Origin of the sequence: Streptomyces sp. NRRL S-646, from assembly GCF_000720765.1 — a bacterium.
Taxonomy (GTDB): domain Bacteria; phylum Actinomycetota; class Actinomycetes; order Streptomycetales; family Streptomycetaceae; genus Streptomyces.
This window is the reverse complement of sequence record NZ_JODC01000016.1, coordinates 176,641-191,616: the sequence shown is the minus strand read 5'-3', so window position 1 is coordinate 191,616 and position 14,976 is coordinate 176,641. Positions and strand designations below refer to the sequence as shown.

Genomic DNA, 14,976 nt, shown 5'->3' with positions numbered 1-14,976 from the left:
GTTGCCGACGCGCGCCGCGAGTTCCACCACCAGCTCTCCACGAAGCTGATATCCGAGAACCAAGGGATCGCCGTGGAGGACCTGTCGGTGGCTGGACTCACCCGCACGAAGCTGGCCAAGTCCGTGCACGACGCCGGATGGTCATCGTTCCTCAGCATGCTCCAGTACAAGGCGGAGCGGTAGGGCCGCACTCTGATGAAGATCGGCCGGTTCGAGCCGACCCCCCAGACCTGCTCCACCTGCGGCGTCAAGGATGGACCCAAACCCCTGAACGTCCGGGAATGGACCTGTAGCGCCTGCGGCACGGTCCACGACCGGGACACCATCCCGGCACAGCGCGAAGAAACAGGAAGCCACGGACTCCCGACCGGAAACCGTGCCGCGTAGGGGCACAGCAACCAGCCGAGAAGGCCAGAATCCTCGGACTTCAGCCCGCGGAGCAAGTCAAGGCAGGTAGTGACTGGCCTGTGCTCCCAGGACGTTCAGCAGGGCGAGGGCCTCGGCGCCGGGGGAGCCCGGCGGTGCGGTGAAGAGCACGAGGTACTGGTCGCGGTCGGTGAGGGTGAGCGTGTCGCAGTCGACCGCGACCTCCCCGACGGCCGGGTGGCGGAACGTCTTGGTGAGCATCGGCGCAGCCTGTACGTCGTGTCGTTCCCAGAGCCGGGCGAAATCGGGGCTGATGTCGCGGAGTTCGCCGACGAGGCCGGTGACCGCGGGATCGGCCGGGTAACGGGCGAGGGTCGTGCGGAGCTGCCTCACGACGCTCAGTCGGAAGTCTGCGGCGTCGGAGATCCCGTAGAGCGTCGTATCGGCGTGCTGCGGTCCGGGGAAGACTCGGCGGGCGAGGTTGCGGTCCTCGGGGGACAGCGGGGCGAAGTCCTCCATGAGCGCGGCCGCGAGGTCGTTCCAGGCGAGGACCTCGCACGCGGCGGACATCACGAAGCCGGCCGTCTGCGGCAGCCGCTCCAGGAGCGCGAGGATGCTGGGGCGGACGTCGCGCCGGTGCAGGCCGGTACGGTTCGGCGCGGTGCCCGCGAGGACGTGGAGGTGGTCGGACTCGGCGTCGGTGAGTCGCAACGCGCCCGCGATCGCGGCCAGGACGTCGCCAGAGGGGCGTGGCGCCCTGCCCTGCTCGAGTCGGATGTAGTACTCGGTGGACATGTGTGCGAGGACCGCCACTTCCTCGCGGCGCAGACCTGGTGTGCGGCGTCGCGGCCCGGAGGGAAGGCCGACGTCCTGCGGGCGGAGCCGCTCGCGGCGGCTGCGGAGGAACGCTCCGAGCTCCAGCTTGTCCATTCGCCCAGTGTGCCCGCAGTCCGGCGGCGGATCCTGGTACAGCCTGTGCCTGTATCCGGCCGGCGGCCGGCCAAAGGCTGTTGCCATGACGAATCACACGAACACCAGCGGCAGCGCACCCGTCGGCCTGCTCACCGGCAAGGTCATCTTCATCACCGGCGCCAGCCGCGGCATCGGGGCGGCCGCGGCCCGGCTCTTCGCGGCAGAGGGCGCCGCCGTCGTGCTCGCCGCCCGCAGCACCGACGCGCTCGAGGCCGTCGTGAAGGAGATACGCGTCGACGGCGGCGTCGCCGACGCCGTCACCATGGACCTCGCCGACCGTGGGAGCATCTGCGCGGCGGTGGACCGCGTCGATGAGTTGCACGGACGGCTCGACGGCGCATTCAACAACGGGGCGGTGATCCAGCAGCCCGGCCCCGTCGACACCACCACCGATGAGGACATCGACCAGCAGTTCACCGTGAACTTCCGCGCGCACTGGACCGCCATGAACGCCGAGGTCGCACTCATGCGACAGGGCGGCGGCGGGGCCATCGTCAACACCTCCAGCATCGGCAGCCGCCGCGCCAACCCCGCCCTGCCCGCCTACGGGGCGATGAAGCGCGCGCTCAACAGCCTCACCGAGACGGCCGCGGTCAACTTGGCCTCCGCCAACATCCGGGTCAACGGCATCACCCCCGGTGGCACGGCCACCGAGATGATCGACGAATGGGAAGCGGCGACTCCCGGCGTCATCGAGGGAATGAGCGCGAGGATCCCGCTGGGGCGGATGGGCGAACCCCGGGAGATCGCCGAGGCAGCCGCCTGGCTGCTCAGCGACCGTGCCTCGTATGTGACCGGCGCGATCGTCCCGGTGGACGGCGGCGCCGGCGCCTGAAAAGCGGCCGTCCGGCCCCCGGGTCGCCCCCTTCACCACCCTGCACAGGAACGGCGATGGCATTCCGATCACGGGCGATGCCACCGGTGTTCCTGCGGGGTGGCCAGAGGGCCGGACTGGGGGCTGAGCCATCAGTGCGGTCACCGCTCGGCGGCGACCTGCGCTTCCTCGTGGACCAGGCCGGTGAAAAGCGTCAGAAGGTCACGGACAGACAGCCGCGTCTCCGCCGAGTGCGGCCAAGGGGTCGATGTTGACGGTGTCTTGGTTGCGCCGCTCGGCAGGCTCCGCGAGGTCGCTCCTGCACCGCGGCATCTCCACCGGATTCCACTGACTGGGCAGGCGGAACAGCTCCGGGCCCAACCATGGGGACCAACGACCCAACCCTGCTCGAATCACGCATTCCTCCAGCAAAGTCCTGCAGGGCGGAGCACTGCGAATGACTCCGGTAGCAGCGCGGGCCCAAGGTCTGGGTCACTCCCACAAGTTGGACCAGCGGGCCGCATTGTCATCGACAAAGCCATGCGGGACTTGCTCCACCGCCAGGAGAGGCCGAACGGTTACTGCGCCTACTCAGGCCGAGCCTCATCCTGCTGCTGTGATTCGGTCGGGGAAGGGGGCGTGGGCTGGGGGGTATCGGGGGCGACGTAGTAGACGGAGCTGCCCTGCTTGGTGCGCTGGGCCTGGCCCTTGGCGACGAGGTTTTCGAGGGTGGTGCGCACCACGGTGTTCTTGATGCCGCGGTCGGGGTGGGCCTGGTCGAGGGCGGCGGCGACTTCGGCGGTGGAGCGCGGTTCGCTCTGCCCGGCGAGGTGTTGGCGGGTCAGTTCGACGAGGGAGGGCTGTGTCGCTGTCCTAGCCGCGGCCGGGGCCTTGGTGGCCGGCTTACGCGTTCGTGTGCGGCTGGGCGAGGTGGGGGTTTTCGTGGCCCGGGCGGTGCTACCCGGGGTCGTGGCGGATTTCTTGCGGGGAACGGGCACGGCGGCTTTTTCGGGTGCGGCGGCAGAACTGTCGGGGCGGAGAGTGATGCCGAGAGCCTGCTGCATGTTCATCAGGACGGTGTGATCGTGCTGCAAGGTTGCCAACTGCTCCTGCAGCGCGGCGATTTCTCCGCTGACGCGTTCCTGCTCTTTGAGGTTGCGCTCGAGGTCGCTGGTGACCTGGGCGGCGTATTGCGAGGTCAGTTCTGTGGAAGCGGTTGTGTTCTCGGACATGATGCCGACCTTTCGTTGAGGTCGCCGCCGAAACGGGCCTACGGAAAATAGGGTTTGGCGTGTAGTGATAGTACGGACAGCGGGAGCAGATTGTTCCGCGGAGCAACCGCCTATCTGTGGGCCTGACTGATCGTCTGAGAAGGCGGTTGCCTCGATTTTCCTCGCTCTCGGCTCATCTCGCCGTGACGAACTCGACCTGCGCGAGAGTGATCAGGGTAGCGCTCGACTCCGTAGCGGCTACGAGATTCGTACCGATCTCCTCCTTGGCCTGCTCCAACTCGCCTGCAGCATCGTCTGATTGAGGCAACTTCGGAACTCATTCGTGCCCGATCATTCTCGAGATCGCCGAACCGATCAACGTGCGTCGGTTCTGGTCATGGGGCGGCGATTGCGCAACTGAGCCTTTTCCAACTTCGCTCTGAGCCGGCCGGATGCAGCGCGAGTATGGCCTGGACGAGGCTGGATGCGGGGGGGTCGAGCAGCGCAGTTTGCGGAGGAGACGCCAGGTTTTGAGGGTGGCGATGGGCTGCTCGACGAGGGCTCGGATCTTCGCGTGAGACCGGTTGACGACCTGCTGGCCCGTGGAGAGGTTCTCCCAGCGGCCCCAGCAGGGGACACGGATCGTACCTCTCGAGCCCCGATATCCCTTGTCCGCCTGGTGCCAGCGTCGGTGAGGACGTCGACGATGCCGTGCTCGCGGGCGGCCCGGACGTCGTGGATCGCACTGGGGAGGCTGGTGAGGCCCACAGAAGTCGGCCGGCTGGATCGGCGAGGACCTGCACGTTCATTCCGCGCTTCTTGTGCTTGATGCCCCTATGTTCGTCAAGCTGCGGTCGATCGGCAGGAGGGTGCCGTCCAGCAGGACGAATGCCTTCGTCGAAGCAATGCCTGCCACTCCGGAGTCAACCGCCGCCAGCGGGTGCCGATCTCCTTACGGCGTCGACGGAGCTCGGCGGACAGCAGGCGCAGGGCAGAGTTGGACACGTCCAGCCCGGACGGGCAGGCAAGCACACGAAGCCTCTGGTGGGGCGAGGAAATCTTGGTCGTGAACCCGTCTACCAGGGGCTTCACCACGCTGTCAGCGTAACTTCCCCACACCAGAGGCAGGTTGGAAAGGCTCAGCACGCTGCACGACGGCGGATCGTCAGAGGCGATGCCGGATACAAGCGATACTGAGCAGAAAAGGATGACCTTGTTGCGCTTCTGCGCCCACCGGTCGGCTGGCCGGCAACTGCTGGAACGCGAACACGGTGGCGTCGCCCGCAGACGCGGAGGCGGCATCAACGCCGAACACCGCTCGCCCGCATGCTTGTGGATCGGGTGCGTGCACATCATCACGCCCGACGCCTCGCGGGAGTGCGGGCGCTCCCCTGCAGCCATACGAGAAGCGGCACCTGCCGGATGCTGATCAGCAGCGCACCGGCAGTGCCGATGCCGAGCACGGCGGAGCGGGGTGTCCGCTGGTGATGGCCGGATTTTCGAAGTACCTGCCTCGGAGCGGGTTCAGCGGGCCATGAGCAGATCGAGTTGGGTGCGGGCGAAGTCGTAGGTGGTCGGGTCCGTGTGGCCCCGAAACACCGTCTCGACGATCATGACGACGGCCAGATGCAGCGAGTACAGGCGACGGCGCTTGCGCTGTGAGGGGGACAGTTCGCCCAGGCCGTATCCGCTCACGAAGTCGGCGGGGTCGCCGAACGCGGGAAGGTCGATGCCGGTGAAACCCGCCTCCATCAGCGGGTCGCCCCACATCGCGCGTTCGTGGTCGAGGACCGAGACGATCCGGCCATCCCTGATCATCGAGTTCTTCGTCCACAGGTCGACCTCGACGAACCGCGGCTCGCCCACCTCGTCCAGAGCACTTGCGTTCTCCGCCAGGACCGCGCGGATCTCGTCGTACTCCCGGCCGATGTCGACGCCCGCCCGCAGCCCGTCGGCGAGGGTGTCCTCCATCAGCAGGGTGAACGCCTCGCGCCATGTCGCCGAGCCCGTGCCCACCAGCGGTCCGAAGTGTGGGCCGGTGATCGAGTTGAGTTCCCGGTTGAGCGCGCCCAGCTGCCGCCCGCCCGCGGTGACCACCTCGGCCGGCAGCCGCCCTTCCTCGACGGCGATGCCGAAGTTGTCCGCGTCCACGTACTCCATGAAGAAGTAGTCGGCCGCGACCAGTTCCCCGGACAGATCTGCGTGGTCGACCCGCGGCACCGGGACCGTCGTGCGCTCGCGCACCAGCGCCATCGCGGCCAGCTCCGTGCGCATCATCCCCCGCTCGCGGGTCAGCACCGCGACATCCGAGGGGGGAGCGATCTTCAGCACCACGTGCCGCCCATCGCGCAGCCGGATCCGGTAGGCGACGTTGAACCAGCCGTGGGTGATCTCCTCGGCGAAGCCGTCGTCCTGGGGCACCTGCCCGCTGCCGTAGGCGCGCTCGACCATCGCGCGCAGGGTGCGCGCCGACTGCCGGTTCTTCGTGATGCTCTCCGTCACGGCTTCCACGCAAGGCTCCTTCGATCACGGCACCCCGGCAACGAGACCGCCCCCGACCTGTCCCTTGCCGGGCGCTGCACAGCCTAGTGCGAAGCCGCGCCGTCGTCGTAGGGCACTGCTTGCATCGCCGAGTGCTGACCTCGCAGCCTCCCGGCCTCCAAATCCCCGGGCATCCAGGTTCCCGGCTGAGGGGGCGGCGGCCGGTACGCACACCCGGGGGACGGTTCCTGCGGCATTGGCGGCCCGGTCCCCTCCAGGTCGTCGCCGACGTGCGCGCGGGCCTGGCAGGGCCGAGCGCACAGCGTGCGTCAGGCGGGTTGAGCGGTACTCCGTATACCGTGCGGGGGCGATCGGTTTCCAGGGCGTCTTCGTCCTGCCGTCTGTGCCACGGCACCAGCTGGTCAACAGCGGACAGGCAGTGCTGGTGGGCGCACAGTCCCGGGGCGCCGACGGGCGCGGGCTTGCGTGCGTCGCGGTGCCAGGGCCGGTGAACACCGCCGGGAACGCCTGGTGGTGTCGGAGCTGCTGCCGGTGGCTGGGTGGTCGTGCGGCAGGCGGGCGCGTGTCTGGCGAGAACGAGCTGCCGCCCGTCGGAGTAAGCGGCATGGAGTCGCAGCAACTGCCGCGGCGGACGGCCGGGGCACGTCAGAGCTGGACATGTCCAGCCCAGACGGGTGGACGCCCGCACCCGCATCTCACCCTTCGCAGCGCTCCGCCCCGCTGGATGAGATCCAGCGGGGCGGATTCACCAACAGCGTCCTAGTCGGCAGCGGCCCACGGCATGAACAGCAGTGGAGCGCTGGGACCTGCCCTCGACGAGAGCATCCTGGCCAACCTGGCTTACCGTCTGCTGATGGCCTGGCGGCCCGGCCTCACTTCAGGTGTCGGGTGAAGAACTGGGCCGCGGCGTCCCCCGCGAACTGCGGAACGCCGGTGTGCCCGCCCATGTTGGCGTGCAGGGACTTCTCCTTGGAGCCGAAGGCGTCGAACAGATCAAGGGCCGCCTGCCGGTCGTTTCCTTCGTCGTCCCACTGCAGCAGGACATGCAGCGGAATGGTGACCTGGCGGGCCTCCTCGACCACGGCGCGAGGCACGAAACTCCCGGCGAAGAGACCGGCGGCCACGATGCGCGGCTCGACTACCGCCAGCCGGATACCGATGGAGATCACTCCGCCCGAGTACCCGACCGGGCCGCCGATCTCGGGTAGCGACAGGAGGGCGTCCAGGGTGGCCTGCCATTCCGGGACCGCCTTGTCGACGAGCGGGAGGACGAGGGCGTCGATGATCTCGTCGCTGACCGGCTCGCCGGCTTCCCTGGCCCGGCGCAGGTCGGCGCGGGCCTGCTCGGCGGCGGCCCAACGGGGCCGGTCACCGCTCCCGGGGAGCTCGATGGTGACCGCGGCGAAGCCGTCCGCCGCGGCGTGCCGGGCCCGCGCCGCAAGTCGGGGGTACATCTTGCGCAGTCCGAGCGGGGGAGAGCCGAGCAGGATCAGCGGCGTCGGTGCGGATGCGGCGGCGGGCGTCCACAGGATGCCGGGGATCTCACCGAGGGCGAATTCGCGTTCGAGGACGTCGTCGTCGAGGCGCTGTCGGGACGTGAAATGAAGGGCCATGATCGTGCCTTTCGGGAGAGCTGTTGAACGGCACTCCCGGACGACCTATCGCCCGACCGTGACCCCGGAGGAGAGCACCCATGTCGATACGTTCACGGGTACCACCTCCTAGTTCTCTCGCACGGCCCCCGCGAAAGTAGCAGGGCCGCCGTGGTCTGCCAAACGGTTTCTTGCGCGAGCTCCGGGGCCGGATGCCAAGGAGCCGGAAGACAACGCAGAGCTACTTGGGCCCACAGTAATCGCGACTTCCTCGGGCGACGTCCAGCGACGGCAGGGCGTGCTGAGGGCAGTCGCGGAGCGTCACCACGAGGTTCGATTACGGGGGTTGAGTCTGTGTGAGACCGCGTACGCTTCCCCGTCTCACAGCCAGAAATGACGTCCCGTCAGCTCTGTACCCCGACTCCTCCGGGACTGTTGCGACCCCGGTGCGCCCGAGGAGGGCGTCGGCCGCCGTGTGGTCGCAGTAGCAGAGCGTGGCGTACTCGTTGTGCACGTGCCACCGCGCGAGGGCGGGGTGGACGCCGTACCGCTCGGCCAGGTCGGAGGCGATCCGGCGGGCCGCACTGCGGTAGGCGGGCGCGGCGAGGCAGTAGGTGTCGCGGCTGCCGTGGGTGAGGCGGATGCCGTGCGGGGTGACCGGCAGCGCGTCGGGGTGGGGCAGGGTGAACCAGGGCGGCGGGGAGGCGGTCGGGGTGGCGAGGTCTACGGCCACGCCGTTCGCGTGCAGGCGGTCGATGTGGGCGTCGAGCCAGGCGAAGTCGTAGCGGCCCTCTTCCGGTTCCAGCAGGGCCCAGGAGAAGACGTCCACGGTGGCGAGGTTGACCCTGGCCCGGCGCATGAGCTCGTCGTCCTCGTTCCAGACGGCTCGTCCCACTGCTCGGGGTTGAAGTCCCCGCCGAGGGCGAGCCCACCCAGGCGGTCGGTGACACTGCGTGGGGTCATGCCGGTGCCTCCCCGCGGAGCGTTCGGGCGCTGCTTCCGGGCCGCCCGACCCCCCGTACGGAGAGCCGGGCGGCGCATTTGGGCAGAGGGCGGCCGGTCACTGGTCCGCCGCTCGGTTTGTCGCGGCGTCAGAAGCCCGCGACGCCCCAGGAACTGGCGGTGTAGTTGCCCGGCCCGAACTCCCAGCCGGCCATGATGCTGTTGAGGTACTGGTCGTTGGTGTAGTAGCCCCTGTTGATGCCCCAGTTGAAGAACGGGGTGAGGCTTCCGGACCACCAGCCGGACCTGCTCGTGTCCAGGTAGCTGATGGTGTGGCTGACGCCGTCCGGCCAGTTGTACTCGTAGATGTTCCAGGTACGGCCGCCGAGGCTGACGTTGGTCGCGGTCGGGATCGCGTTGCCGCTGGCGTCATAGGCGTTGGCCAGAGGCTTGGTGTTGGACCAGTTGAGCCAGATCATCAGCTCGTTGTGGGAGTTGCGGTTGGTGGGCGCGGCGGTCTGGTCGATGAAGATGTCGTACGTGGCGTCGTAGTACGAGCCGGAGTTCGGGTACGCCGACTGGCTGAACCACGTTGTGTTGTTGGGACTGATGGCGCTGAGCTTCTTGGGGAGCGTGGTCACCGGGGACGTATAGCCCCAGTCCTTGCCGTCGACCATGGCGACGAAGCCGGTGCCGGTCGAGGAGTTCACACCCCACGAGGCGTCGTTGCTGTACCACGTCGAGGCATTGCCGCCGGTCGCGTAGTACTTGAACCAGTACGTCGATGACGCTGCCACTGCGGAGTTCGGCAGGGTGAAGACGAGAGCCAGAGCCGCGAGCAGCGCGGCCCAGCCGATACGGAATTTCATCAGCCCTCCTTCAATGTGTGCTGAGTGGGGGGATCACACAGGAGGAGAAGTCGGTCGTCCTGCCCTGGCGGCAGGGCTACGTCGGTCTCCTCTTCGGGACGGCAGAGACGGAGAGATCGGTGACCGGAAGTCAGACCTCACTTGGGGTCGCCGTACATGACTCCGCGTCCGTTGGTCCCGAAGTAGACGCGGCCGTAAGCCCGGGGGTCTCCGGTCAGAGTGTTGCCGGTCCAGGCGTACTGGTGGCGGTCGTCGTTGATGCGGGCCCAGGTCCGGCCCGCGTCGTCGGACCGGAAGATGCCGCGCACGCCGCGGATCTTTGAACTGGTGTACACAGCGGGGTACTTGGCGCCGGGCGCGGCCTTGCCGAAACCGACGACGTCGCCCTCGTCCACCGCCTCGAACCTGGTGAAGGACGTTCCGGAGTCGGTCGACCGCCAGAGCCCGTACGGTGTGGGGGTGGTGGGCTTGGTGGTGCCGCCGGCCAGCCAGATGTCGCCCTCGTGGCCCGGGACCGGCTTGAACCGGACGTTCCCCGCGGTGGGCAGACCGGTCGCCGCCGTCGCCGTGAAGCTCTTGCCGCCGTCCGTGCTGAGGTAGAAGACGCCGGAGTCGTAGGCGTAGAACTTCGCCGGGTTCACCCGGTCGGAGCGCACGGGGGCCCCGGCCGGCAGCCCCTTCGAAGCCGTCCAGGTGGCTCCGTGGTCGTCGGACCAGCTGACCGGCGCACCGGCCGGTGACCAGACGACCCGCCTTCCGTCGGCGCTGATCGCGACGGCCTGGTCGTCGACCCCGGCCCCGGTGACGCCCGACGGCTCGCTGCCCGAGGGTCTCCAGGTGGCGCCGCTGTCGGTGGAGATGGCGAAGTGCTGGGTCCAGCCGCTGGTGGGGTTCCCGACCCGCACGACGGTGTGGGGCGCCAGCTCGGCGTAGTCCAGGGCCGGGGTGGCGCCGAAGGTCGGGTTGTCGTACATCTTCGTCGCCTTGTTCAGATCCGTGTGCCGGAAGCCGCCGACGTCACCCACGCCGGAGAAGAGGTGTGCCGGGCCGGCGGGCGGGCTGATCACACAGCCGATGGAGCACTCCTCCAGGCCCTGGGCCCGCACCGACAGGTGAACCGTGCCGCCGCTGTCCCAGTCGGTCAGGTTGTTGGCGCCGTAGATCGTCGCGCCGGTTCCGTACATGAAGTGGTCGGAGTCGAAGGGGTCGATCTGGACGGACTCCATCATCCAGCCCAGCTTGGGGGTCATTTCGGGCAGCGACGGGGAGGCGTTCCAGGTCAGCCAGGGGGCGGCCGAGATGTCGATGTCGTAGCGCAGGGTGCGTTCGGGACGCGTGCCCCAGTCCCACGCGCGGGTCCAGCTCGCGCCGCCGTCGGTGGAGCGGAAGAGGATGCAGTCGGGGGACCAGTTGACCTGGGTGGACACCATCAGGGTGTGGGGGTTCTGCCGGTCGATGGTCAGGCCGCTGTAACCGTAGGTGTCGTCGTCACTGGTGGACGGGACCGGGCTGATACGGGTCCAGGTGTCGGTGGTGGTGTCCAGCTTCCACACGTCGCCCTTGGAGCCGTCGTAGGGGCCCGCGGTGTTGCTGGTCGCCAGGTACAGGTGGCCTCCGACGTGGTCGAAGACCGCGTGGTGCGGGATGAAGCCGGTGGGCTGCCCGGGCACGCGTTCCCAGGTCGCTCCCGCGTCGGTGGACCGGTACAGGATGTTGTCGGTGTCGGCGACGGTGACGTAGAGGGTCCGGGTGACTCTGCCCGGCCTGCCGGTGCGCTTGTCGAAGACGACTTGCAGCACGCCCAGGTTGTCGCCGTTGTAGCCATTGGGGTCGCTGGGGTCGGGGACGAAGTTGCCCGCGTTGGGGAAGCCGGTCACCTTCGCGAAGGTCTTGCCGTGGTCGGTGCTGCGCCACAGCCCGTGGCCCCCGCGCACTCCCAGGTAGAGGATCCCGTTGCGGTTGGGGTCGATCACCAGCCGCTCGCCGATGCCCCGGCCGGGCATGTTGCCGCCCAGCCGGAACGGCAGGGGAGTGGTCTTCCAGGTGCGGCCGCGGTCGGTCGAGCGCAGGATCGCCGCCATGGTCGGGTCCCAGTCGGGAAGGGTGTAGGTGCCCGCCGCCAGGTAGACGCGGTCGGGGTCGACCTCGTCGGTGGCGATGCTGATGATGCCGGTGTGTCCGTACTCGTCCCAGCCGATCCAGTCGGTGAGGGGGAGCCACCGCCGGGACGCCGTGTCGAGGCGGTAGGCGCCGCCGATGTCGGTACGGGCGTACACGAGCCCGGGTTCGCGCTGATTGAAGACGATGCCGTGGACGAAGCCGCCGCCGACTATCTCGGCGTTGCGGAAGGTGTAGGGCGCGCGTCGGACCGTGCCGGCCGCGCGGGCGGACGCGGCGGAGGGGGCGAGCACAGGGAGGGCGGCCGCGGCCGCACCGGCGGCCAGCAGTCCGCGGCGGTTCATCTCGATGCTCATGTCGTTGCGGCCCTTCGTATGCGTGGATCCGACCGGCGGGCGGGCCGACCCCGAGTCGTCCGGCCTGAGGTCGGGAAGGCGGGAGCAATCCGAGTCGATGCGCTTCGACGTTTCGGTGACACTAAGGCCGTGTTTCCAGACACGACAACAGGCCGTCCAGGTCACTTTCCGGTAACAGGCGCGGTCGAGGGTGGCGGTGCATCCACTCTTCAAGCGACTTCGTCCGAGGTGAGCTGCACTTTACGAACTCTCGGAGAGGGGCGCCGCCGCTGGAACAACGGCTTGAGACGGCTGGGTCAACTGTGATTGACACATGACTCAACGTCATGTCAACGTCGAAGCGCTTCGACAGCACGACCGTGGGATCGAGGAAAGCCACACGCCGCCCGGGCCCGCAGTCGCCCACCACCGACCTGCCGTTCCGTGACCCTGCGCGACCCCTTGGCTCGATGCGCTCGTCGAGCCTAAGCCGGGAGATCAGGTCGTCGACTGCACGATCTGCATCTCGTTCTGCGCGGCGGTGTCCACTTGGCCGCGATCGTCGGCGGGACGCGTCCACTGCCGCCGCGTTCCCTGCTTCCCGAGCATTGACGCACCTGGTCCGCGCGGATCTATCCTCTGCCTGAAGATGGGCGCCCGCGCTCCGGCCGCGTCGTCGTACCGCCGCACGGCGTGGAGGATCGGGGGCCTCCACGTACCGGAGGAGGGCCGGGGCGGGTATGCGACAGATCGCACGCCATGACGTCGTCTTCGCCGCCGGCACCGCCGGAGAGCATCAACTGACCTGGTCGCAGAAGGCCCATGAACGCGAAGGATGCCATCCCCATCTCCACGGACCCCGCAACAGGAACGTACGGATGGGGCGGGCACTCGACGGCCGACCCGACATGGCCGCGGTGCTGCATGCCTTCGCCGCCGTCATGGCCCACTTCGAGGCGCTGCGCACGCTGTATCCACGGGAAGCGGACGGGCACCCGCGCGCGGTCGTCGTGGCCTCCGGGGTGCTCCAGGTCGACGAGTACGCCTGTGACGCCCGGGCGACGTTCGACGAGCTGAGCGCCTTAACCCTGCGACTGGCCGAGCGCGGATTCGCCCCGGACGACCTGCCGTTACGGGCCGCCGTCATCAGCGTGGACGGCAGACCCATTCATATCGCGCTGTCATTGCATCACTTCTCGGCGGACACGACGGCCGCCCGGATCGTGGCCGAACGCATAGCCCGACTGGCCGCCGATCCGAGCGCCGACCTCGGCTCGGGGTGGCAGCCGCGGCAGATCGCGAGCTTCGAACGCAGTCCCTCGGGGCTGCGGCACGCCCATCGTGTCGACACCCATGACCGGGCCATGCTCCGGCAGTCCGTCATGCCCGAACTCCGGACGCCGGCGAGACACAGTGACACCATCTACAACTTCGTATGCCTCGACTCGGCGGCGGTCGCGCTCGCGGCAGCCCGTCTTGCGAAGCAGTACCGGACCTCCGTGGCCGCCGTCCTGCAAGCCGCATACGCGTGCGCGCTCGCCGAGCTCCTCGGCATCGGCACCTGCGTGTTCAACACCGTGATGGCCAACCGGCAGACCGCCCTCGCCCGCGAGGCGGTGGCCCATGTCGCCGGCAGGGCCCTCGTCCAGGTCGACACGTCCCTGGGCAGCGACCGGTTCCCGGCGCTGTGCCGGGCCGTCGACGCGGCACTCGCGAGATCCTCCTCCGTCAGCCTGCGAGAGCCCGACCGCTACGCCAGATCCCTGGACGAGGTCTCCGCCGAACTGGGGCGCTCCGCCCACAACCCGTACATGGTCAACGTCCGCCCCATAGCGCCCGGCACGCTGATCCGGGCTCGCGCGGACAGGGCACAGCAGGACCTCGAACGAGCCATGGCATCCAGCCGTTACCGGCGATTCCCCAAACCCGTCGACACGTACTCCGGAAAGCTCTGCTTCGATGTGTGGGGTATGTCCGAGACAGCCGGAATCAGCCTCGGGACGGATGCGACGTCGTTCGACGCGACCGATCTCGAACAGATACTCCTCTCCTTCGAGAGACGGCTGGTCAGCGCCGCGATCGGCGGTCACGCCGCACGGAGCGGCTCCTTCGCCGGCGCGTAGAGACGCGACGGGGTGCGGATGGTGCACGTCGAGATCCGGCTCCCTCTGGAGGAACCGGGGCGGGTCGGGGGTGTCTCAAGGGACAGCGCAGGCGGATCCAGCCGCCCCCTGCGGTCCCACAACTCGGCGAGGCACCGATGCCGCAGGCACAGGAGCGAAGACGTCTCCGGGTCGGGCTTCCGTGCCTCGGGAGGTGCGCGCGGCCATCTCCTCGAAGGCCGACGGCATGTGGGCGAGGCTGTCCCGGCCTGAGGCGCAGATGTCCTCCGGCACCCTCACGGTCCTGGGCCGTCCAGCCCCGCAGGGGCAGCCGCACGTATGTCGCGCGGGCTCGCGCCGAGTTCACGGCGGCAGGCCTTGTTGAAGGCCTGGAGGTCGGCGATGCCGACGGCCGCGGCGATGGCGGTGATGGACAGAGTGGAGGACGACAGAAGGTGGCGGGCGCGTTGAAGGCGTCGGTGCCGGATGTACGACACGACCGTGAGGCCGGTTTCGGCACCGAACACGCGCGTCAGGTGTGTGTGGGAGATTCCGACGGCGCGAGCGACGTCCGGTACGGACAACGGGCCGGCCAGGTGTTCCTCGACGTAAGCCTGAGCGGCTGCCACGAAGGGGTGGCGGCGCCCGGCTCCCTCGCCCCTCGACAACTCGGCGATGCGCCACAGAGCGGCCCAGACCTCCGCCGTGGCTCGCGGGGGAGAGGTCGGCATGGCCGTCACGGCGTGTCTGAGCAGATCGCCCAGGCGGGTGCTCCCGGCTGCGGCGTCCTGCATCACCGGAACCACCCGCGCGGTTCCGCCGTCGTGCAACCGAAGGTGGACGTAGAAATGCTCCGACCTGCCCCGATAGTGAAAGTGCACCTCCGTGTTCGGGGGCACCAAGCTGACGTGGCCGGGGCGTATGGGGTGGACCGACTGCCCGAGGGACAGAGCACCTTCGTAGTGGTAGAGGTGCAACTGCCACAGGTCGGGCAGCCGGAAGACGTCGTGGGTGGTGGAGACGCCGTGTACCCCGATGCCGGCAGCGACCACGGTGGGCGCCTCGTCGAGTCGTAGTGTCACGTGCTTCACGAGGATGGAAAATTACCAGCACTGGGCGATTTCAGCCCACGACCGATACGAACAGGGCGCAT

9 protein-coding genes and 3 pseudogenes are annotated in these 14,976 nt (G+C 68.7%); 3 read left to right on the top strand and 9 right to left on the bottom strand.

Annotated features, from left to right (window positions below; genetic code table 11):
* Positions 1 to 387: pseudogene (locus IH68_RS50585) on the top strand (RNA-guided endonuclease TnpB family protein); the annotation flags it as partial.
* 57 nt (positions 388 to 444) lie between these two features.
* Here the strand turns inward: IH68_RS50585 and IH68_RS0137645 are convergent.
* On the bottom strand, positions 445 to 1,296 hold the full coding sequence (locus IH68_RS0137645; RefSeq protein ID WP_030944633.1) for a helix-turn-helix transcriptional regulator: 852 nt from the start codon (positions 1,294 to 1,296) through the stop codon (positions 445 to 447).
* An 85-nt stretch (positions 1,297 to 1,381) separates the two neighbouring features.
* Here IH68_RS0137645 and IH68_RS0137640 point away from each other — a divergent pair, with 85 nt between their 5' ends.
* Positions 1,382 to 2,173: an SDR family NAD(P)-dependent oxidoreductase gene (locus IH68_RS0137640; protein WP_030944630.1), complete on the top strand. Its 792-nt coding sequence runs from the start codon at positions 1,382 to 1,384 to the stop codon at positions 2,171 to 2,173.
* A gap of 566 nt (positions 2,174 to 2,739) precedes the next feature.
* Here IH68_RS0137640 and IH68_RS0137635 read toward each other — a convergent pair.
* From IH68_RS0137635 to IH68_RS0137595, 7 genes and pseudogenes are all read right to left on the bottom strand, one after another.
* Positions 2,740 to 3,384: a hypothetical protein gene (locus IH68_RS0137635; RefSeq protein ID WP_030944627.1), complete on the bottom strand. Its 645-nt coding sequence runs from the start codon at positions 3,382 to 3,384 to the stop codon at positions 2,740 to 2,742.
* A gap of 374 nt (positions 3,385 to 3,758) precedes the next feature.
* Positions 3,759 to 4,395, bottom strand: a pseudogene (locus IH68_RS54085) (transposase family protein).
* A 492-nt stretch (positions 4,396 to 4,887) separates the two neighbouring features.
* A complete protein-coding gene (locus IH68_RS0137620) occupies positions 4,888 to 5,874 on the bottom strand; it encodes a phosphotransferase family protein (protein WP_030944625.1) in 987 nt (328 codons plus the stop codon).
* Positions 5,875 to 6,737: 863 nt separating this feature from the next.
* On the bottom strand, positions 6,738 to 7,478 hold the full coding sequence (locus IH68_RS0137615; RefSeq protein WP_030944621.1) for a hypothetical protein: 741 nt from the start codon (positions 7,476 to 7,478) through the stop codon (positions 6,738 to 6,740).
* A 445-nt stretch (positions 7,479 to 7,923) separates the two neighbouring features.
* Positions 7,924 to 8,420 (bottom strand): annotated as a pseudogene (locus IH68_RS0137605) (beta-galactosidase); the annotation flags it as partial.
* A gap of 128 nt (positions 8,421 to 8,548) precedes the next feature.
* On the bottom strand, positions 8,549 to 9,268 hold the full coding sequence (locus IH68_RS0137600) for a GH12 family glycosyl hydrolase domain-containing protein (protein WP_030944614.1): 720 nt from the start codon (positions 9,266 to 9,268) through the stop codon (positions 8,549 to 8,551).
* 137 nt (positions 9,269 to 9,405) lie between these two features.
* Complete coding sequence (locus IH68_RS0137595; RefSeq protein WP_051833932.1) at positions 9,406 to 11,742, bottom strand: sialidase family protein; 2,337 nt, start codon at positions 11,740 to 11,742, stop codon at positions 9,406 to 9,408.
* Positions 11,743 to 12,461: 719 nt separating this feature from the next.
* On the opposite strand from IH68_RS0137595, the gene IH68_RS0137580 reads away from it, so the two are divergent.
* The gene (locus tag IH68_RS0137580) at positions 12,462 to 13,844 is read left to right on the top strand and encodes a condensation protein (RefSeq protein ID WP_030944604.1); all 1,383 of its coding nucleotides are present in this window, start codon (positions 12,462 to 12,464) and stop codon (positions 13,842 to 13,844) included.
* A 275-nt stretch (positions 13,845 to 14,119) separates the two neighbouring features.
* Here the strand turns inward: IH68_RS0137580 and IH68_RS0137575 are convergent, their stop codons facing one another.
* Positions 14,120 to 14,905: an AraC family transcriptional regulator gene (locus IH68_RS0137575; RefSeq protein WP_037885897.1), complete on the bottom strand. Its 786-nt coding sequence runs from the start codon at positions 14,903 to 14,905 to the stop codon at positions 14,120 to 14,122.
* Between the last annotated feature and the right edge of the window lie 71 nt (positions 14,906 to 14,976).